Below are 18243 nucleotides of genomic sequence, written 5' to 3'. Positions count from 1 at the left end.
CGGAGACACGACGCGACGGCCCTACGGGCCGTCAAAGATGCCGGGCGCTCCGCGCCCTTGGCGCCTTCGGCGCTTGAAGCGTTGTCACCTTCGGTGACACCGGGCCTCCGGCCCGAAAGGCCCGGCCTCCGGCCGAACCTGGCTGGCTATGTGTGACGGTGGCTCAGGAGGTGTGTTTGTGTGAGGAGTTGGGGGTTTCAGTGGCCTCGTCTCCATGGGTGCAGGTTGCCGGTGTTGGCCGGCTGTCCACTCCGTGGCCGCTCTTCAACTACCCTACCGTCACATTATGCAGTCGATCTATACCCGAGACAAGACTCCCCTCGACCGGGCAGCGAAGCCGCGATGAGCACACTTGATATACCATCAAGTGGTCTAGTCCACTGACTATTCCCTACCGAAGCGGGACGACGTGACGACAGGCCAGGTCCGATCTGCACCACGCCGTCCAGGACAGACACACGGTGGAGTCACCAACAACGCATCATCTCGATGACATCACCAGCCAACCCCAGGCCAGACACCCACAGCTATCCGACAACACCTGCTACAACCCCAACGCCACCCATTACTCAGACCCGCAAGTGGGCGACCACACAGTCGAGCACAGCCACTGCTGATAGCTGACAGCCTCGAACCTGAGACCCAGGCAGCCGTCATACCACTGCACTTGGGGCGTTACAGATAGTTTGCGTTATGTATGCCGCTTCGGATCGGACCGGGCTGGCTGTGGCGGGCGTAAGCGGCAGTCTCCGGCGAAGTCAGTCAGGTACGGCACCAGAAGGCCGTCGCCAACGCCCATGCCAAGAACGCGGTGGAGGAAGCCGCCACCGCCAAAGCCCTCGCCGACAAGGCGGCGGATGACACCAAGGCCGCCTACCAGTCCGCCGCCAACCCCGCCGGATACGCGGCCGACGCCCGTCCGGCCGACGCCGCCACCGCCGCGTCCAAGGCCACCGCGTCACTGGCCCGCCGTACCCCAGGGCTGCACGGTGACGTACGAGCTGCACCTTGATCTGACGGTCAGCTACTACCTCTGCGCGAATCCCAACGTCCCCGCCACCGAGGCCGGGTGCCCAAAGACGGACACGATATTTCTCGGCACGGAGCCGCTCCGGGATCAGAAGACCAACTGGACGCACCACTTCTCCTTCGGTGATATCACCCGGATCGGATGGCAGAACCTCTTCGGCGAAATGGTCGGCACCGTCCTCTACGAAATCGTGCTCGGTGATGTCGCCAGGTGTTACCACGGTGACAAGTCCAGCTGAGCCTGGGCCGCCGCGACGTTCGTACCCTCCTCGGTCGCCACGAAGCTAGCCGAAGCCGTCAAACTCGCCACCCGCGCCGAACACGCGATCAAGACAGGTGAGAGTGCTGCCGAGGTACTCGCGGATCTGAAGAAGATCCTCGGGGAGAAGGGCATCACAGGGATCGGCGCCGCGACCAGCGCGTCGGGCATGGGGTTGCGTATCGCGGCCGGCGTAGCTGAACGGGCCAAGATAGCCAGTGGCACCCTTGACCCCAAGCTGCTGAAGAAGCTTCAGGAAGCCGGCGTGAGTTTCAACAGAGCCGACACGATCTGGGTGACCGAGTACGCCAAACCCGGTGTGCCCCTTGCTTGGCTTGAGAAGGGCACAGCCAAGAAGGGCCTGACCCACATCGTTCTCCGGCACGCGGGGGAGTTCGCGACCTCGGGGGTCCGGGTGGAGGACATCCAGGCCCTCGTGAAGAAGGCCCTAACTGAGGGCACGAAGGTCGGCTACCAGGGGACCGCAGGCCGATCTTCGAGATCGTCTTCAACGGCAAGTCCCAGCGCGTGGCTATTACCGTGGGCGACAACGGATACGTGATCGGAGCGAACCCGGTATGACACCCAAAGAACCGCGAGACCTCCTTGTGCAGGCCCGAGGCGAGCCGTCTCCTCTCTACGAGCCGCAGGATGCCGCGGTCTGCGACGACCTCCGTACGTTCACACGTGAAGTCCCGCTGGACGATTCCCGGCTGGACCTCCCGGCGGACCTGGCGGACGCACTGCGCTCCTGGTCACTGTCCCGGCCGCCGGAGGGCTTCACCTCCCGTCCGGCACTGCGCAAGCACGTCAAACAGGGCCTGACAGCAGCCCGGCGCCTGGCCACACATCTCGGGTCGTCGCGAGCCGTGCGCTACTGGGACGAGCGCCACAAGACGGCGAAATGGGTGTGCTGGAGCTGCGACCGCCTCCACTGGGAGCGCGACAGCCACGGCAGACCAGCACCGCCCCCCGTACACATCACGGTCGAGGGCGAGTTCAAATTCGCCCCACTCCGTGCCGAAGGATTCGGGGACTTCGCCCCCGACGATCCAGCCGCCGCACTAGCTCTGTCCGACGGTCTCGTCGCCGATCTGTACGCGTGGGCGAAGAACATCGACATCACATTGAACCTGGACGTGCGGGACCGGGAGGAAGGCAAGTACGACGATGAGTGGCAGCGGCTGTTCCTCGAGGGACATGGCCTGGCACAACAGGTCGCGCACGAGCTCGGTCCCGAGCGGACGGTGACCTACAAGGGCCTGGCGAACAGTGAGATTGCCCCTCTGACGTCAGTCACCTGGCAAGGTGACCAGGAGCTTTAGACATCAACTGAAGGCGGCCGGTGGAGCGGCCGGAAGTACTCCGGACCTAAGTACTCCGGACCTCCGTTCCCCCGGCCTCTTCGTCCCCCTGAACTCAGGGCAAAGCCTGAAAGGCGGCGCAGCGGCAGATACGGGCACGATCACCGCGCTGATGTCCTCGGGCGACATCACCGAGTGACTGTGGGACGCCGCTCCGCATCTGGCCGTCATCGCCGCACCGGTGTCCGCGCACTGATGGGCATCGTGCTCGTCTGGCTGGCCGGTCGGCTGCGACCGGTGCTCGGCCGGGCAGCAGAGCTGACAATGGTGGAAGCCGCCCTCGGCGCAGAACTGGCCGCCAGCCGAACACGCAGGCCACTGAGCCTTTTCCAACCTCGGTTTGAGCAGGTCAGGTGCAGGGTGAGGATGGTCTGGACGAGGTGGGTGATGCGGGTGGTGCTGCAGCGGAGCTTGCGCAGGAGGCGCCAGCTCTTCAGGGTGGCCATGGCCTGCTCGACGAGTGCGCGGATCTTTGCGTGGGAGCGGTTGACGGCTTGTTGGCCTGCGGAGAGCGTGTCCCAGCGGCCCCAGTAGGGCAGTCGTATGGTGCCGCCGGTGCCGCGGTAGCCCTTGTCGGCGAAGCATTCGAGGCCGGCTTCGGTCAGGGCGTCGAGGATGCCGTGGGTGCGGGCGGTCTTGATGTCGTGGACGGTGCCGGGCAGGGCGGGCGAGGCCCACAGCAGTCGCCCCATCGGATCGGTGATGACCTGCACGTTCATGCCGTGTTTCTTGTGTTTCCCGGAGTGGAAGGGCCGGTCGGCCGCTGTCCGGTCGATCGGCAGCAGCGTGCCGTCCAGGATCACGAACGCCTTGGTGGAGGCGGTCTTCATCGCTTCGGCGAGGGTCGGCGCGAGAGCGGCCAGGACGTCGATGGCCTCGATGACGTACCGGTAGGCGGTGGCGGTGCCGACGTACCGGTAGGCGGTGGCGGTGCCGACGCCGAAGCCGGCGGCGAGCTGGGCGTAGGTATGGCCGCAGCGCAGGTGTGCCAGGACGAGCAGGGCCTGACGGCCCGCGCTCACGCGACGCCAGCGCGTTTCCGCGTTCCTGGCGGTGGATCCGCAGGTGAGTGGCCAGGTAGCGCAAGGTCGAGCTGGACACATCGACGCCGGACGGGTAGACAAGCACGCGGAAGCTTCTGGCAGACAGGCGATCTTGGTCGTGAACCCGTCTACCAGGAGCTTCCTCACATCCAGACACCGCCCCACCTGTCCAACTGGCCACCAGTCCGGCCAGGTTGGAAAAGGCTCCGTCGCAGACGAGCATGAGGACGTCGTTCACGCCGCGGTTCTTGATCTCGGTGAGGATGTGCATCCAGTGCTTGGCACCCTGCCGCCATCGCCGGCCCACAGCCCGAGGATGTCCCGCCGGCCCTCGGCCGTGACCGCCAGAGCCACGTGTAGATGGGCCGGTTGGCGACCGCACCGTCGCGGATCTTCACGTGGATGGCGTCGATGAAGACCACCGGGTAAACGGCGTCCAGGGGCCGGTTCTGCCATTTTCGGCCATGCCCTCGAGGACCTTGTCGGTGATCGTGGAGATCGTCTGGCGGGATACATCGGCGCCGTAGACCTCGGCGGGATGGGCCTGGACCTCGCCGGTGGTCAGGCCCTTCGCCGCGAGTGAGATGACCATCTCGTCGACGCCGGTCAGACGCTTCTGCCGCTTCTGCCGCTTCTTGACGATCTTCGGTTCGAAGGAGCCGTCGCGGTCGCGGGGCACGGTGATCTCCACCGGGCCGACATCGGTCAGTACGGTCTTGGCGCGGGTGCCGTTGCGGGAGTTGCCGCCGTTCTTCCCCGCCGGATCGTGCTTGTCATAGCCGAGGTGATCGGTGATCTCACCCTCGAGAGCGGACTCCAGGAGCCGCTTCGTCAGCTGCTGGAGCAGCCCGCCTTCGCCGGTCAGCTGCAGGACCTCGGCCTGAGCCCGGCCCACCAGCTCGTCGATCAACCGGTCGTCCACAGACTTCGAAGGGGTCGTCTCAGACGGCTCGACGGGCTCGGCCCCGGTCACATTGTTGCTGGGCATCGATGCATCTTTCATGATCGGGAGTTACACCGAACGTTTTACAGTCCCGTTCGTGACGGTCTGCCGACGTAGTGAGTGAACCGTTGGGGCTATCAGGAATCATCATTGATTCCTGATAGCCCCTCGTGACTTATCGCTGCGTCGACAGGAGACGCGCGATCGACTCATGCAGCCAGCACTACATGGTGTGTGCTCCTGTCGGTCATCCGATCGTGCGCGCCGGGCCTTGGCCGTACGGGGTACGTGCTGCGGTGTGCACCCCGGTATCGGGATCGGTGGTGATCGCGGCCCAGAAACCGCGGGGCAGCGTCGGGTCATCGGCGGATCGTGGCGTCACGGCGTGTCCAGCGTCGCGAGCCGCCTCCAGACACGCGTCGGGGAAGCAGTCGTCGATGACTCGGCTGGGCGTCGGCAGTTCGCGGTGGGCCAGTATGGAGGTCACCGAGTCGCCCATGATGATGTCGTGGCCGTGGACCAGCGGGGCATCGACCGCCGCCGCGAGAGGTTGTTCGAGGGCGAGAACGCGGTGCAGACCGAGCACGGTGGCCGGGTGCAGTCCGACGCCGATGCTGCTGCAGGCGAGGACGGGGCGACCCTCGCGCAAGGCAATGGCGGGCTCGACGGGCATGGGGAGGTGGTCCCCGGGGGTGAGTTCGGCGAGGAGCGGCTGCTGGAATGCCGCCGGGTCGGGGAGGGGGATGCCGTCCACGACGATGCCGGTGGTGCCCCACATCGCGGTGTTGATGCTGTGGCACAGTGCGGCGAGGTTGCCCTCGGCGTCGACGGCTAGCACGTAGTCGGAGTGGCTGCCGGTCGAGGGCGAGCCGTTGAGGGCCGTGAGGAATCCGGCCAGGGCGTGCGGGTCCTGTGCGGGTTCGCCGATCTCGGCTGTCTCCAGCCGTGCGAGGTTGGCGAGCAGATTGGTCCCACCGGTGTCCGGGGCGGGCAGGGTCGCGATCTCGTGGCCTGCGAAGGACCCGCGTGCCGGTTCGCCGCAGCGGGCCCGGTAGCCCGCGAGATCCTCCATGCTCGCCTGGCCTCCCTCCCTGCGCACCGCCGATACGAAGTGCTCCGCCCAGGGCCCCTGATACATCCAGTCCGGTCCGTGTTCGGCGAGGGCCGCGGCGGTGGCCGCCAGACGCTGCTGGGTGAAGAGTTCGCCGGCCCGCGGTAGCCGTCCTTGCGCAGCGAATGCGGCGCGGCCCTCGTCGGTGCGGGTGAGGACATCGGCTCGCTGGGCAAGTAGACGCGAGAGGTGCTCGGTGACTGGGACACCCCGTTCGAGCAGGTACCGCGCGGGTGACCAGAGCTGCTCCCAGGGCAGTCGGCCCGAGCGGGTGTGGGCGGCGTAGGCGCCTGCGATGAATCCGGGGACCAGGGCGGTGCGTCCGCTCGGTTGCGGGGCGGGCGGGATCTCCAGCGGGTGGGTTTCTCCGGCGAAGGTCCTGAATCCGGCGGACACGCTGGTCGTTGCTCCGGTGGCGGCCTCGTGGTGCACCATGCCGAACAGTCCGGCGTAGCTGACCCATGAGCCCAAAGACAGCGCGATCTGGGTGAAGGCGGTAGTCAGCACGGCATCGGTGGCGCTGCCTGCGGCGTCGAGGGTATAGCGGCCGGCGAGGGTGGCGAAGGGGCCGGTGGACCCGACCAAGGCCCCCGACGTCCCGGTCGCGCAGGCGGAGCGCGGATCGAGTCCGACGTTCCGCCAGTCCAGGGCGTGCGCGCGTTCCCCGGGATCCCAGCCACTGGGATCGAGCTTGTCAGTCACGTTTACCGACCTTTCCCTTTTGGAGTGTAGTCTCAATTTGAGACTACACATGGATCAGGAGTTCAAGTGGCGGAGCAAGAGCCCGAGTCAGGGTTGCGCGAAGTGGTTCACCAGCGAGTACGCCTCGGCGTCTTGGCCATCGTCGACCGACGTGGACCGTGCACGTTCTCGCAGTTGCGGGACGCTCTGGGGCAGTCCAACGGCAGCCTGAGCCGCCACCTGGGCGTGCTGGAGGAGCACGGCTACATCACCACGGAGAAGGTGTTCGAGAACCGGCGGCCGCGGACCTGGGTCCGAATGACCGCGGCCGGAGCCGAAGTGTTCCGGGAGGAGCAGGAACTGTTGACCAAGCTGCTCACCACGGCTTCGCAGGAGGCCGGCCGGACCGGAACCGACCCGGACGAGGACCGTGTCGCGGCCATGTCCATCGTGTTCGCAGCCCTGCTCGCCGACGACGACACCGCCGCGGACACCGCCCGGGACGCGCGAGCGGACGGCTGTGGTGAGGACGCGTCCCCGGGCCGGATCGACCACTCGACCCTCCTACCGACCGAACCGGTGCTGGCCGGGCGGCGCGCGGAGCCGCTGCGTTCCGGACCCATCAGTGCGCGCTACGACATGCCGGCCGGCTACTCGAGCTTCACCGAACAGCGCGAACAGCGGCTGATGTTGATGAGTCACGGGCTGCGCGGTGGCTGGATCACGTCATGGCCGATCGTCGGCCCAGAGCACAACAGCAGCGCGGAGGACGGGGGTGAGCAGGAGGGCCAGGGCATCGCACACGCGATCGTGGTTGAACTCGGCGGCGCGTCGGACTGCACATCGATCCTCGCGGTCATGAATCCCTCCGCGGTGGACGTCGGCGTGCCGGCGGCCCGCGGCTACCTGCTGCCCGCCAACCAGGACGGAGCACCGGCCACGGCGGTGGCCTGGTTCTCCGTCGGCCGCTATCTCGTCTCGATCGCGGTGTCCGCGCTCGCTGACATCGCCACTGCGGTGATGAAGGACCTCGCGGTCGAGGTGTACCGCCCGCTGTCCACCCGTCACCCCTGACCAACTCCGACTGTCCGTGGAGGGCACGCTCATGACCACCCCAGCCCCGGCCCCCAGTGCCTGGCGCTCGATACTGCTCAACCTCGTCGTGGACGTGGTCCCGTCGATACTGGTCTTCTACGTCCTGCGGGCGTTCGGGATCAGTGACGTGCTCGCCTATCTCGCCGGTTCGGTCGTCCCGCTGGCTCGACTGATCGCCGACCGCCTCCGTGGACGTCCGTTCAACGCGATCTCCGGCCTGATCCTGATCTTCCTCGTGGTGTCGATGGTGCTGGCGCTGGTGACCCACGACGCCCGGGCGGTGATCGCGCGCGGCGGCCTGATCTACCTGGCCCTTGCCGTGGCCGCGGCCGTCTCGGTGCCCACACGCAGCCCGCTGATCTTGCTGATCGCGCGCTACTTCACCATCCGCAACCGGCCCGATGCGGCCCCGCGATTCAACACGGTCTCCCGCCAACCGCGTGGTCTACGCGCCATGCGGATCCTCACTGTCCTGTGGGCGGTCGCGTTCGGTGTGTCGGCCCTGGCCTGCGTCGCCTTCGCCTACACGCTCCCGGTGACCGTGTCCGCCGCTGTCACCTCGCTCGTCGAGCCGGTCATGGCACTGCTCGTGGCCGTCGGGACAGGGCGGTACATACGTCGGTCACTGGCCCCGCTGTTCAAGGCCGCGGCCACGCCCAGCTCCGACCCGTCGCAGCCCCCGGCCGGCACGTTCGAGGGCGGCTCCGGTACACCGATCACACGGCAGTAGCCGTCCTGTCACCGCCGCACCCCGACCGTGCCCTGCCCACTCCGAACAGCCACTCCAGGACCGGCACACGACTGCGCGGCACCCGAGGCCTCGCGTGGTGCCTTCAGCGGGGTCGGTGAGCCCACGGCCAGTGAGCCTTTTCCAACCTGGCCGGACTGGTGGCCAGTTGGATAGGTGGGGCGGTGTCTGGATGTGAGGAAGCTCCTGGTAGACGGGTTCACGACCAAGATCGCCTGTCTGCCAGAAGCTTCCGCGTGCTTGTCTACCCGTCCGGCGTCGATGTGTCCAGCTCGACCTTGCGCTACCTGGCCACTCACCTGCGGATCCACCGCCAGGAACGCGGAAACGCGCTGGCGTCGCGTGAGCGCGGGCCGTCAGGCCCTGCTCGTCCTGGCACACCTGCGCTGCGGCCATACCTACGCCCAGCTCGCCGCCGGCTTCGGCATCGGCACCGCCACCGCCTACCGGTACGTCGTCGAGGCCATCGACGTCCTGGCCGCTCTACCGCCGCCCTCGCCGAAGCGATGAAGACCGCCTCCACCAAGGCGTTCGTGATCCTGGACGGCACGCTGCTGCCGATCGACCGGACAGCGGCCGACCGGCCCTTCCACTCCGGTGGGGCGACGACGGCCCGTAGTGACGAAAAACTCCTTCGGTCAGCGCTGCGGCACCATCGCGCGCAGCGCCGCCTTGTCCGGCTTGCCGCTGGGCGCCACAGGAACCTCCGTGAGGAAGCCGACGCCGACCGGGACGCTCGCCGTACCGAGTTCCCGGGCGACCAGCTTGCGCAGCGTTTCCTCCGCGGGGGCGGCGGCTCCTGGCAGCGGTACGACGAAGGCGTGGATGGCCTCGCCGGTGTGCTCGTCGGGGACGCTCACGACGTAGGCCTGTTCGATGTGGGGATGTGAGGCGAGGGCGCGTTCGATGGGCCCCGCGTAGTGGACGACGGCGTTGACGATGACGATGTCGCGGATGCGTCCGGCCAGCCGCAGATACCCGTCGGCGTCGAGGCTGCCGAGGTCGCGGGTGCGCACCCAGCCGTCCCGCAGCACGTCAGCCGTCTCCCGCACGTCGCCCCAGTAGCCGCAAAAGAAGTCCGGCCTGCGCACCCATACCTCGCCCGTGTCACCGGTCGGTACGTCCCGGCCCGCGCTGTCGCGCACCACGGCCTCGACGGTCTCCAGCGGGCGTCCCACGCTGTCGGCCAGGCCCGGGTCGCCGGCCAGCTCGTCGGGTTCGAGGACGGAGAGCATGCCCGTCTCGGTCTGGCCGTAGCCGTGGTGGACGACAGGTCCGAGCAGCGCGGCGGCGTCGGTGAGCCGGTGCGGCGGGAGCGGGGAGCCCGCCACGAGGAGGTTGCGCAGCGAGGAGAGGTCCGCGCCCCCCTCCCGGACGGCGTCGAGGATGGCGTACAACCGCGGCACCGTCAGCAGGCATGCGGTGACGCGGTGCTGGGCGAACACTTCGGGGAAGCGCAACGGCTGCCCGGGGATCACGGCGGTGCCGCCGCCCATCAGGCACAGGCCCAGGTGCTCGAAGACCACGGCGCTGTTCAGCGTGCCGAACAGCAGGAAGCGTTCGTAGCGCGCGGCGAGCCGGCGGACGCGGTCGTTCCAGCGGGTCTGCTCGAAGGCCCAGTTGAGCGACAGTGCGCCATAGGTCACCGTCGTGCCCTTGGGGTGCCCGGTGCTTCCGCTGGTGAGGTGGATGATGCCGATGTCGGCGGGGTTGCCCTGCGCGGTGAGGTCGCCAAAGCCGGAAAGACCGGAAGGAACCGCCTCTCTCGGCCGCAGGGCGGCGGCGTCCAGCAGCGGGACGCCCAGTGCGCCGGCCTCAGAGGGGAGTTCGGCGTTGCCGGCGGCGTCGTCGGTGATCACTGCGGCGACGTCGCGGGCCAGGATGGACCGCAGGTGTTCTCGGGGCAGCCCGGGGCGCAGGCCGATCACCGTGCAGCCGACGGTGTGGGCGGCGATCCGGACAGCGAACGCCTCCGGGGAGACCCCGGTGTCCAGAGCCACGTGCGAACCGGCGGTCAGGCCCGCCGCGCGCAGGCCCCGAACGAATGAGGCGACCGCGCCGAGCACCTCTCCCCTGGTGACCGTGCACCCCTCGTACTCGAAGGCGGGCAGGTCGGGAGCGGCACGGAAAGCGTCGATGAGTGTCTGCGGAAAGGTGCCTCCGGACTGTTCGTCCACTTCATCTCCACTCTGGGCCGGAAACTGCCGACGTAAAGGGTGCGTGAATGACCGAAAATCGATCGCAAAGACCGGCGCGAGGGTCTGCTTAGCCCGCCAATCGACCACACACGCTAACCGATGCCCGGAATTGAGCCATTCCCAGTGCTAGTGATCTAGATCACATGCAGGTGGGGTGGTCGCGTGCTTTAACCATCAAGTACCGTCTTCGGCACCCCATGAAAGGCAGGACCAGTATGTCCGATTCAGTCCATGTCGACTATCTCGTCATCGGCGGCGGACCCGCAGGCCTGCAAGCCGGATATTTCTTCAAGAAGTCCGGAAGGGACTATCTGATCGTGGAAGGAAGCGACGCGCCGGGCGCTTTCTTCACACGTTTCCCCAGGCACCGGACTCTTATTTCCAGCAACAAGGTGCACACCGGCTGGAGCGACCCGGAACTGCGGCTGCGCGTCGACTGGAACTCACTGCTCTCGGACGAGGGCCCCCTGTTCACCAGTTACACCCCCCGTTACTTCCCACCGGCCGACGATCTCGTCCGCTACCTGGACGACTTCGCCCGCGAGCACGGCCTGAACATCCGCTACAACACCCGCATCAGCCGCGTAACGCGCCCGAACGGCGGCGAGTTCGTGGCGACGGACGAGAGTGGCAACGTTGTCCGAGCGCGGCGTGTCATCGTCGCCACCGGCGTCTCCCGGCCCTACGTGCCGCCCATCGAGGGTGCGGCCGAGGCCGAGCGCTACGACGAGATGACGGTCGATCCGCAGGACTTCGTCGACCAGCGGGTTCTCATCATCGGCCGTGGCAATTCCGCGTTCGAGACCGCGGACAACCTCATCGAGACCGCCGCTGTGATCCACATGGCCGGACCCGGTTCACTGAAGCTTGCCTGGCGCACTCATTTCGTGGGCCACCTACGGGCCGTCAACAACAACTTCCTCGACACGTACCAGCTTAAATCACAGAATGCGATCCTCGACGGAAATATTCTCCGTATCAAACGCAATGCCGACGGCGGATATGTGGTGAGCGTCAGCTTCTCCCGCGTCGGGGAGGTCGTCAAAGACATCCCGTACGACCGGGTCATTCTGGCCACCGGATTCCGCTTCGATGCGTCGATATTCGCCGAGGAATGCCGCCCGGATCTGGTCATAAAGGACCGTTTTCCGCACCTCACAGACGCCTGGGAATCGGTCAGCGTACCCGATCTCTACTTCGCCGGAACCATTACCCAGTCGCTGGACTTCAAGAAGTCCACCAGCGGCTTCATTCACGGTTTCCGGTACGGCGTGAAGGCGCTGACCCGCATACTGGAGCGCCGCTACCACGACGTGCAGTGGCCGCACGCCGGGCTGCCCGCCACCGGCGCCGCTGTGGCCGGCGCGGTCATCGAGCGCATCAACCGCACCTCGGCCCTGTGGCAGATGTTCGGATTCCTCGGCGACGGCGTCCTGGTCGACGCCGGCGGCGAGGTGCGCTACTGCGAGGAGGTGCCCGTGGGTCACCTGCACGCGGCAGCCGAGCGGGGCGACTTCGGGGCACTGTCCGCCTACTTCACCGTCACCCTGGAGTACGGCGCCGACCACGACCAGGTCGACCCCTTCGACGTCAGCGTCAACCGGATGAACCAACAGGACACCAGCGGTCTCGACGCCCGCTACTTGCACCCCGTGGTACGGCAGTTCCTTCCCGACGGCAGCGGCAAACCGGTCGCCGAGCACCACGTCACGGAGAACCTGGAGAACGAGTGGGACAACCCTGACGTGCACGTTGGCCCGCTGTGCTCCTTCCTCACCGCCCGCCTCGCGGCCGGCGACGGTTCCCCGGCCGGTGACGCGCTCGCCGCGCCCCGGACATGACCGGCCGGGAAACCGGCCCGGCGCACCACCCGGCCCAACCGGTGCATAACCAACTCCCCCAGCAGCACTACGACTTCTTCGCCGGCGGCGCCGGTGAGGAGACCGCGCTGCAGGAGAACGAGGACGCCTTCGGCCGGCTGGCCCTGCTCCCCCGGGTGCTGCGCGGCGGCGGCGACCGCAGCACCGCGGTCAGCGTCCTGGGCAGGGAGTGGCCGGCCCCGCTGTTCGTCTCGCCCACCGCCTTCCACCGGCTGGCCCACCCCGACGGCGAGGCGGCCACCGCGCGCGCCGCCGCGGCGGCAGGGGTCCCGCTGGTGACAGGCATGGCGGCGACCACGGCCGTGGCGGACGTCGTCGCGGCCGCCCGCGAAAAGGACGACGACGCGGTGGTCTGGTTCCAGCTCTACCTCCAGCCGGAGCCCGAGGTCACCACCGAGCTGGTCCGCCGGGCGGAACGGGCGGGCTGCTCCGCCCTCGTCGTCACCGTCGACTCTCCCGTCTTCGGCCGCCGCACCCGCGACCTGCGCAACGGCTTCCACGATCTGCCCCCCGGCCTTGCTACCGAGAACATGCGCAACCTGCCCGGCGGCGAGCCCGGCCGCCCCCGCTCCATCACCATGTGGCCGGCCGGCTGGGACGACCTGCGCCGACTGCGTGAACAGACCGACCTGCCGCTCGTCCTCAAGGGTGTACTGCACCCCGAGGACGCGCGCACCGCCGTCGAGCAGGGCATCGACGCACTGCTCGTATCCAACCACGGAGGGCGGCAACTCGATGCCGCTCCCGCAGCGGTGGAGGCGCTGCCCGCAGTGGCCGAAGCCGTCGCCGGACGGGTGCCGGTCCTCATGGACGGCGGGGTGCGCCGGGGCAGCGACATCGCGACAGCCCTCGCCCTCGGCGCCCGGGCCGTCGGCGTCGGCAGGCCCGTGCTGTGGGCGCTCGCCGACCTCGGCGAGGAAGGCGTACGGGGGTGCCTCACCGCGCTGCGCGCGGACTTCGACAACGTGCTCGCCCTGTGCGGTGGTCACCGGCCCCAGGACCTCACGGCCGATCAGGTCGTCGAGCGCGGCACGGCACGGCGGCCGACGAGAGGAGAACGGACATGCTGAAAAAGACCACGGGGGCGGCCCTGGCGGCGGGCAGCGCACTGCTGCTCTCCTCCCCGGCCTGGCTGCCCGGCCGGATCGTGTCCCTACGGATGAAGCTCTTCGCCCGCATCAACGGCGACGAGGGCCTGCCCTTCCCGCAGGAGGAGTACGGCGGCGCCGAGCGCTTCGAGGAGATCTACGGCCAGCCCGCGGCGAACGGCCGCAGCCGGGGCGCGGCGCTGTCCGACCTGTTCTGGTACTGGCTCGCACCCGGCGCCGACATCCACCAGGAGCACCTGGAGGCAGGCCCCCGCTACGACGAGGTGTCCCGGCGCACCCTCGCCATCCTGGCCGGCCCGTCGGCCGGGCTGTACGACGCGGCCGCGCGCAGCACCCGGCACGTCCTGGACGCCCTGCCCGGCGACGGCGTGCGGTCCGTGCGGCTGCGCGATCTGATGATGCCGGTGTGGGCCGAGTTCTTCTACACGCTGGTGTTCCAGGAGGACTGCCCGCCCGAGGCGCGGAAGCTGATCGTCGACAACGCCGAGGACGTGGTCAACGCCCTGAAGTGCACCAGGCTGCGGCACATGCGCCGCCGCGACCGGCTGACCCGCTACCTGCTGCGGAGACTGGACGCCGGTGAGGTGCCGCACGTGCTGCCTGCCGGGCTGAGCCGCCGCCAGCACGCGTACTACCTCCAGGGCACCTTCTTCAACACCGCCGTCGTGCAGATGTCGGAGGCGATGGCCCACCTCCTGCTGGTGCTGGCCCAGCATCCGGAGGTGCAGGAGCGGGTGACGGCGAGCGGCGACGACGACCGCTGGCTGTCGCACGTCATGAACGAGACGTTCCGGCTCTTCCCGCTGTTCGGCGTGGCCCACCGCATCACCACCGCGGACATCGACCTCGATGGCATGCCGCTCATCCCGTCGGGGTCCGTACTGACCTTCAGTTACCCCGACTACCAGGCCGCCGGCTACACCGACCCCGAGGACTTCGTCCCCGGGCGCTGGGAGACGCTGACCACCAAGGAGGCCCACCACATCCCCTTCGGCATCGCCGCGAACCGGCCCTGTCCGGCCTGGCGCCTCTCCCCCATCGCGATGCGCGCCGCCACCCGCGAGGTACTCGCCCGCTTCGAGCTGGACTCACCAGTCAGCCACACCCGCTCCATCCCCCACCGCGCACCCTGCCTCCTCATCCCCCGGAACCACCCGGCAGACACGCCGCGGCGCCGCGTCCTGCGCACCGCACTGGCCGTACGGGACCGGGCCGAGGATGTCGGGCGCAGTCTGACGCAGCTCGTCCTCGGCACATACATGGTCCTGGACGCCCGCCGCACCAGGCCCGCCGCACGCTTCTTCGCCGAGCACGACACCGAAGGCCACCTGTTGCAGCGGGAGCACACCGCTTCCGGCGCCGACGGGCGATACGAACCGGCCATCACGTCCTGCCCGTACCCGGGCCGGAGCACCTGACGGCGTCCCCTTCTCTTCGCCTCCTCACCATGGAGTCCCCGTTGTCGACCACCGAGCTGGGTCCGGCGTTCTTCCTCGCTGCGGCCGTCATCCTCGTCACCTGTCGCCTCGTCGGCTTGTTGCTGCGTTATCTGGGACAACCGCCCGTGGTGGGCGAGATGGTCGCCGGCGTGGCCCTCGGCCCGTCGGTGCTCGGTCTCATCTCCCCCGGTGCCGAGGACGCCCTCTTCCCCCAGGAACTGCGACCGATCCTGTACGTGGCGGGGCAGATCGGCCTGGTCGCCTTCATGTTCGTGGCGGGCTACGAGTTCCGCACGGACCGGCTGTCGTCGGTGGGCCGCACGGCGGTGACCGTGTCGGCGGCCGGTATCGCCGTACCGCTGGTGCTGGGGGCGGGCCTCGCCGCCATGGCCCACAACTGGGTGGACATCTATCCGGACGGCATCTCCCCGCTGGTGGGCGCGCTGTTCATCGGGGTCACCCTGGCCATCACTGCCTTTCCGATGCTGGCGCGTATCATCACCGAACGCGGCCTGACCGACTCCCGGTTCGGCTCGATCTCGCTGGCTGCCGGCGCGCTGGACGACGCCGTGGCCTGGATCCTGCTGGCAGCGGTGCTGAGCCTGGCCGGCGGCGGGGCATCGACCTTCGCCCTGGCCGCGATCGGCGCGGTCGGGCTCGGTGTGTTCCTCGCCGTGTTCGTGCGCCTGCGACCGCAAGCGCTGGACTGGGCGCGGCGACTGACCGAGGAACACACTTTGCTGGTCATCATCCTCATCCTGTTCGTCGCCGCCTGGTACACCGACCGCATCGGCCTGTACGCCGTGTTCGGCGCTTTCAGTCTCGGTGTCACGTTCCCCCGAGACCCAGTGGTGACCCGCGCGGTGCGGTCCATCGAGCCGGTCAGCCGCATCGTGTTCCTGCCGCTGTTCTTCACCTACTCAGGCCTGAACACCGACTTCACGCTGCTGTCCGGCGGCAAGATGCTGCTGTTCACCGCGGCCTGTGTCCTGGTGGCAGTCGTCAGCAAGTTCGGTGCCTGCTGGGCCACCGCGCGGCTGCTGGGCGAGCCGCTGGACGTCGCCATCCGGGTGGGCACACTGATGAACGCCCGCGGCCTGATGCAGCTCATCGCCATCAACGTCGGCCTGGCCGCGGGCATCACTTCACCGGCGCTCTTCGGCGTGCTCGTGATTGTCGCCCTGGTGACGACGGTGATGACGTCCCCTCTGCTGACTCTCTGGGACCGGCTGGACCGCCGCCGGACCCGAGCGGACACCTCGATGGCCGAAACCACTCCCTGAAGTGGGAGGCCACCGCGTTACGTAATGCACCGGGGGTTCGTCACGAGAGGTTCGCCCACGTGACGTGCCAACGCCGCCTACCGCTACGCCCTGATCCCCGACCGCCTCCAGGGACGCGTGTACGGAGTCTCCCGGATGATCGGCTGGTGCACCGTCCCCCTGGGCACCCTCCTCGGCGGCATCTCCCTGCAGAGCCTCGGCGCGGTCCCGACCTTCGCCGCCCTGGCGGCCTGCCTGGCGGTCGTCGCGGTCGCGTCGACGGCGAGCAGGCAGATCCGACAGGCATCGAGACCGGAACCCCCGGCAGCCCCCAGCACGCGATGAGGTTCAGCACCCGATGGTCACCGCAAGCCCGCCCCGGGCCGTCTCCTCATGCTCGACCGACACGTCCGCGCCGGTCTCCTTCATGGTCTTGAAGACCTTGCCCAGCGACACCATGTGCGAGCCGTCGCCGTACGGCGGCGGAGGGGTTATGTCTCAGGACTCCTATGCCAAGGGGACGTCGAGGACGGCCTTCCGGTGGCTGAAGGTCTCGATCGAGTAGCGGCCGTGGTAGTTCCCCTGGCCGCTTGCTCCGACACCTCCGAAGGGGAGATCGGTGACGGAGAGGTGATACATCGGCAAGCCGAAGTTGAGCCCGCCGGAGGAGGTCTCAGCGCCGAGCCGTTGCCGTGTGGTGTCGTTGCCCGTGAACGCGTACAGGGCGAGTGGCTTGTCACGGTCGTTGATGAAGGTGATCGCCTCGTCCAGGTCCGCGACGGTCAGGATCGGCAGGATGGGGCCGAATATCTCCTCGCGCATGACCGGGTCGTCGGGCCGGATGTCGGCCAGGACGGTGGGAGCGATGTATCTGTCCCCGCGTTCGCTCTGCCCGCCGGTCACGATCCGGCCCGCGTGAAGGAGCGCGGTGAGCCGGTCGAAGTGGCGCTCGTTGATGATGCGCCCGTAGGCGTCGGCCAGTTGCGGGTCGCTTCCGAAGAGTGCGTGCACCGCCTGGATCAGCTCGGTCTCCAGGGACTTGGCGGTGTGACGGTCTGCCAGTACGTAGTCGGGGGCGACGCAGGTCTGTCCGGCGTTGATGAACTTGGTCCGCGCCAGGCGCTCGGCGACGACCCGCAGGTCTGCGTCGCGGTCGACGAATACGGGTGATTTGCCGCCGAGTTCGAGGGTGACCGGGGGTCAGATGGGCGGCTGCGGCGCTCATCACGACGCGGCCGACGGTGCCGTTGCCGGTGTAGAAGATGTGGTCGAACGGCTGGGCCAGCAGAAGCGTCGTCTCCTCGGCGCCACCTTGGACGACGGCTACCGCGTCGTTGTCGAGGTAGTGCACCAGCAGCCGGGTCAGCAGCGCGGAGGTGGCGGCCGCGTATTCGGCCGGTTTGACGACGACGGCGTTGCCGGCCGCCAGCGCGCCCGCGACCGGCACCAGGAGGAGGTTGACCGGATAGTTCCAGGCCGAGATGACCAGGACGACGCCCAGGGGGTCGAGCTGGGTCCGTGCCGCTGTGCCGTTCGGGAAGGAGCCGGGAACGGCGGCCGGCTGGGGCGTCAGCCATGCGTCGAGGTGTTCCAGGTACGTGTCGACTTCGCGGAGCGTACCCCCGATCTCCAGGCCTTCGACCTCGTCGCGGCTCTTGTGCAGATCCTCGTGCAGTGCGTCCGCGATGGCCTCCCGGTTCTCGACGAGGAGCGCCCGTAGCCGGGAGAGCTGCTCCTTGCGCCAGGCGACCGGCCTGGTGCGTCCGGTGCGGAACGTGTGACGCAGTCGGCCGACGAGTGTGTTCGCTTCGGCACTGCTGAATGTGGTGAGGGCAGGGATGTTCACGGGAGGGCCTCCTTCGGACGCCGTGGTTCCACCGGCAGACGAACACGACGACGGGGACGCGGTCATCTGCCGATGTGGGGTGGTTGGGTGCACCGGGCATGCGGCAGGCCTGCCGGTGCACCGCGGGGTGGGCCCCGAAGGAGAAGTTCGGGGCCCGCACTCATACCGGGGCCTGCCCCGACGAGCGTGCTCCTGCGGTCAGTCCGCCTTGGCTCACCCGGAGCACGGTGGTGCTT

The 18243-nt window shown here is 68.3% G+C and carries 13 protein-coding genes and 5 pseudogenes; 12 read left to right on the top strand and 6 right to left on the bottom strand.

From position 1 onward, the window contains the following. Positions 1 to 811: 811 nt before the first annotated feature. Entirely contained in the window at positions 812 to 1012 is a 201-nt protein-coding gene (locus OG285_RS35680; RefSeq protein WP_371793421.1) for a hypothetical protein, read from the top strand. Next, positions 990 to 1268: a hypothetical protein gene (locus OG285_RS35675; RefSeq protein ID WP_371793420.1), complete on the top strand. Its 279-nt coding sequence runs from the start codon at positions 990 to 992 to the stop codon at positions 1266 to 1268. Before OG285_RS35680 ends, OG285_RS35675 begins: the two co-directional genes overlap by 23 nt. A gap of 45 nt (positions 1269 to 1313) precedes the next feature. Here OG285_RS35675 and OG285_RS35670 read toward each other — a convergent pair whose 3' ends face one another. Continuing rightward, positions 1314 to 1673 carry a hypothetical protein gene (locus tag OG285_RS35670; RefSeq protein ID WP_371793419.1) on the bottom strand — a complete coding sequence of 120 codons (360 nt, stop codon included), beginning with the start codon at positions 1671 to 1673 and terminating at the stop codon, positions 1314 to 1316. Positions 1674 to 1866: 193 nt separating this feature from the next. Here OG285_RS35670 and OG285_RS35665 point away from each other — a divergent pair, with 193 nt between their 5' ends. Further along, positions 1867 to 2613: a hypothetical protein gene (locus OG285_RS35665; protein ID WP_371793418.1), complete on the top strand. Its 747-nt coding sequence runs from the start codon at positions 1867 to 1869 to the stop codon at positions 2611 to 2613. A 115-nt stretch (positions 2614 to 2728) separates the two neighbouring features. After that, positions 2729 to 2955: pseudogene (locus OG285_RS35660) on the top strand (ABC transporter); the annotation flags it as partial. A 35-nt stretch (positions 2956 to 2990) separates the two neighbouring features. On the opposite strand, the pseudogene OG285_RS35655 reads toward OG285_RS35660, so the two are convergent. The 3 genes and pseudogenes from OG285_RS35655 to OG285_RS35645 form a co-directional block, all read right to left on the bottom strand. Next, positions 2991 to 3780 (bottom strand): annotated as a pseudogene (locus OG285_RS35655) (transposase family protein); the annotation flags it as partial. A gap of 120 nt (positions 3781 to 3900) precedes the next feature. Continuing rightward, a pseudogene (locus OG285_RS35650) lies at positions 3901 to 4683 on the bottom strand (IS256 family transposase); the annotation flags it as partial. Between the two features lie 202 nt (positions 4684 to 4885). Continuing rightward, positions 4886 to 6451, bottom strand: coding sequence for a gamma-glutamyltransferase (locus OG285_RS35645; RefSeq protein ID WP_371793417.1), 1566 nt, complete (start codon positions 6449 to 6451; stop codon positions 4886 to 4888). A 66-nt stretch (positions 6452 to 6517) separates the two neighbouring features. Here OG285_RS35645 and OG285_RS35640 point away from each other — a divergent pair, with 66 nt between their 5' ends. The 3 genes and pseudogenes from OG285_RS35640 to OG285_RS35630 form a co-directional block, all read left to right on the top strand. After that, positions 6518 to 7504: a transcriptional regulator gene (locus tag OG285_RS35640; protein ID WP_371793416.1), complete on the top strand. Its 987-nt coding sequence runs from the start codon at positions 6518 to 6520 to the stop codon at positions 7502 to 7504. 31 nt (positions 7505 to 7535) lie between these two features. After that, positions 7536 to 8255, top strand: coding sequence for a VC0807 family protein (locus OG285_RS35635; RefSeq protein WP_371793415.1), 720 nt, complete (start codon positions 7536 to 7538; stop codon positions 8253 to 8255). 254 nt (positions 8256 to 8509) lie between these two features. Next, positions 8510 to 8872, top strand: a pseudogene (locus OG285_RS35630) (transposase family protein); the annotation flags it as partial. A gap of 39 nt (positions 8873 to 8911) precedes the next feature. Here the strand turns inward: OG285_RS35630 and OG285_RS35625 are convergent. Beyond that, entirely contained in the window at positions 8912 to 10450 is a 1539-nt protein-coding gene (locus OG285_RS35625) for a class I adenylate-forming enzyme family protein (RefSeq protein WP_371793414.1), read from the bottom strand. Positions 10451 to 10686: 236 nt separating this feature from the next. On the opposite strand from OG285_RS35625, the gene OG285_RS35620 reads away from it, so the two are divergent. The 5 genes from OG285_RS35620 to OG285_RS35600 all read left to right on the top strand — a co-directional run bounded on the left by OG285_RS35620 (position 10687) and on the right by OG285_RS35600 (position 16506). After that, the gene (locus OG285_RS35620; RefSeq protein ID WP_371793413.1) at positions 10687 to 12312 is read left to right on the top strand and encodes an NAD(P)-binding domain-containing protein; all 1626 of its coding nucleotides are present in this window, start codon (positions 10687 to 10689) and stop codon (positions 12310 to 12312) included. Next, complete coding sequence (locus tag OG285_RS35615; RefSeq protein ID WP_371793412.1) at positions 12309 to 13421, top strand: alpha-hydroxy acid oxidase; 1113 nt, start codon at positions 12309 to 12311, stop codon at positions 13419 to 13421. The genes OG285_RS35620 and OG285_RS35615 overlap by 4 nt, the downstream gene beginning before the upstream one ends. Continuing rightward, positions 13415 to 14878, top strand: coding sequence for a cytochrome P450 (locus tag OG285_RS35610; RefSeq protein ID WP_371793411.1), 1464 nt, complete (start codon positions 13415 to 13417; stop codon positions 14876 to 14878). The genes OG285_RS35615 and OG285_RS35610 overlap by 7 nt, the downstream gene beginning before the upstream one ends. 41 nt (positions 14879 to 14919) lie before the next feature. After that, positions 14920 to 16182 carry a cation:proton antiporter gene (locus tag OG285_RS35605; RefSeq protein ID WP_371793410.1) on the top strand — a complete coding sequence of 421 codons (1263 nt, stop codon included), beginning with the start codon at positions 14920 to 14922 and terminating at the stop codon, positions 16180 to 16182. Positions 16183 to 16317: 135 nt separating this feature from the next. Next, complete coding sequence (locus OG285_RS35600) at positions 16318 to 16506, top strand: hypothetical protein (RefSeq protein ID WP_371793409.1); 189 nt, start codon at positions 16318 to 16320, stop codon at positions 16504 to 16506. A gap of 162 nt (positions 16507 to 16668) precedes the next feature. Here the strand turns inward: OG285_RS35600 and OG285_RS35595 are convergent. Next, positions 16669 to 18001: pseudogene (locus tag OG285_RS35595) on the bottom strand (aldehyde dehydrogenase family protein). Between the last annotated feature and the right edge of the window lie 242 nt (positions 18002 to 18243).

It is taken from the genome of Streptomyces sp. NBC_01471, from assembly GCF_041438865.1.
In the GTDB taxonomy this organism is placed as follows: domain Bacteria; phylum Actinomycetota; class Actinomycetes; order Streptomycetales; family Streptomycetaceae; genus Streptomyces.
Note: the sequence above shows the minus strand (reverse complement) of the source record. Positions and strands in the feature narration are given on the sequence as shown.

What these genes read in the sequence shown, in the direction of transcription:
- OG285_RS35665 (WP_371793418.1), top strand. Translation starts at nt 1,867, where the DNA reads ATGACACCCAAAGAACCGCGAGACCTCCTTGTGCAGGCCCGAGGCGAG.
- OG285_RS35615 (WP_371793412.1), top strand. Translation starts at nt 12,309, where the DNA reads ATGACCGGCCGGGAAACCGGCCCGGCGCACCACCCGGCCCAACCGGTG.
- OG285_RS35610 (WP_371793411.1), top strand. Translation starts at nt 13,415, where the DNA reads ATGCTGAAAAAGACCACGGGGGCGGCCCTGGCGGCGGGCAGCGCACTG.
- OG285_RS35620 (WP_371793413.1), top strand. Translation starts at nt 10,687, where the DNA reads ATGTCCGATTCAGTCCATGTCGACTATCTCGTCATCGGCGGCGGACCC.
- OG285_RS35635 (WP_371793415.1), top strand. Translation starts at nt 7,536, where the DNA reads ATGACCACCCCAGCCCCGGCCCCCAGTGCCTGGCGCTCGATACTGCTC.
- OG285_RS35600 (WP_371793409.1), top strand. Translation starts at nt 16,318, where the DNA reads ATGATCGGCTGGTGCACCGTCCCCCTGGGCACCCTCCTCGGCGGCATC.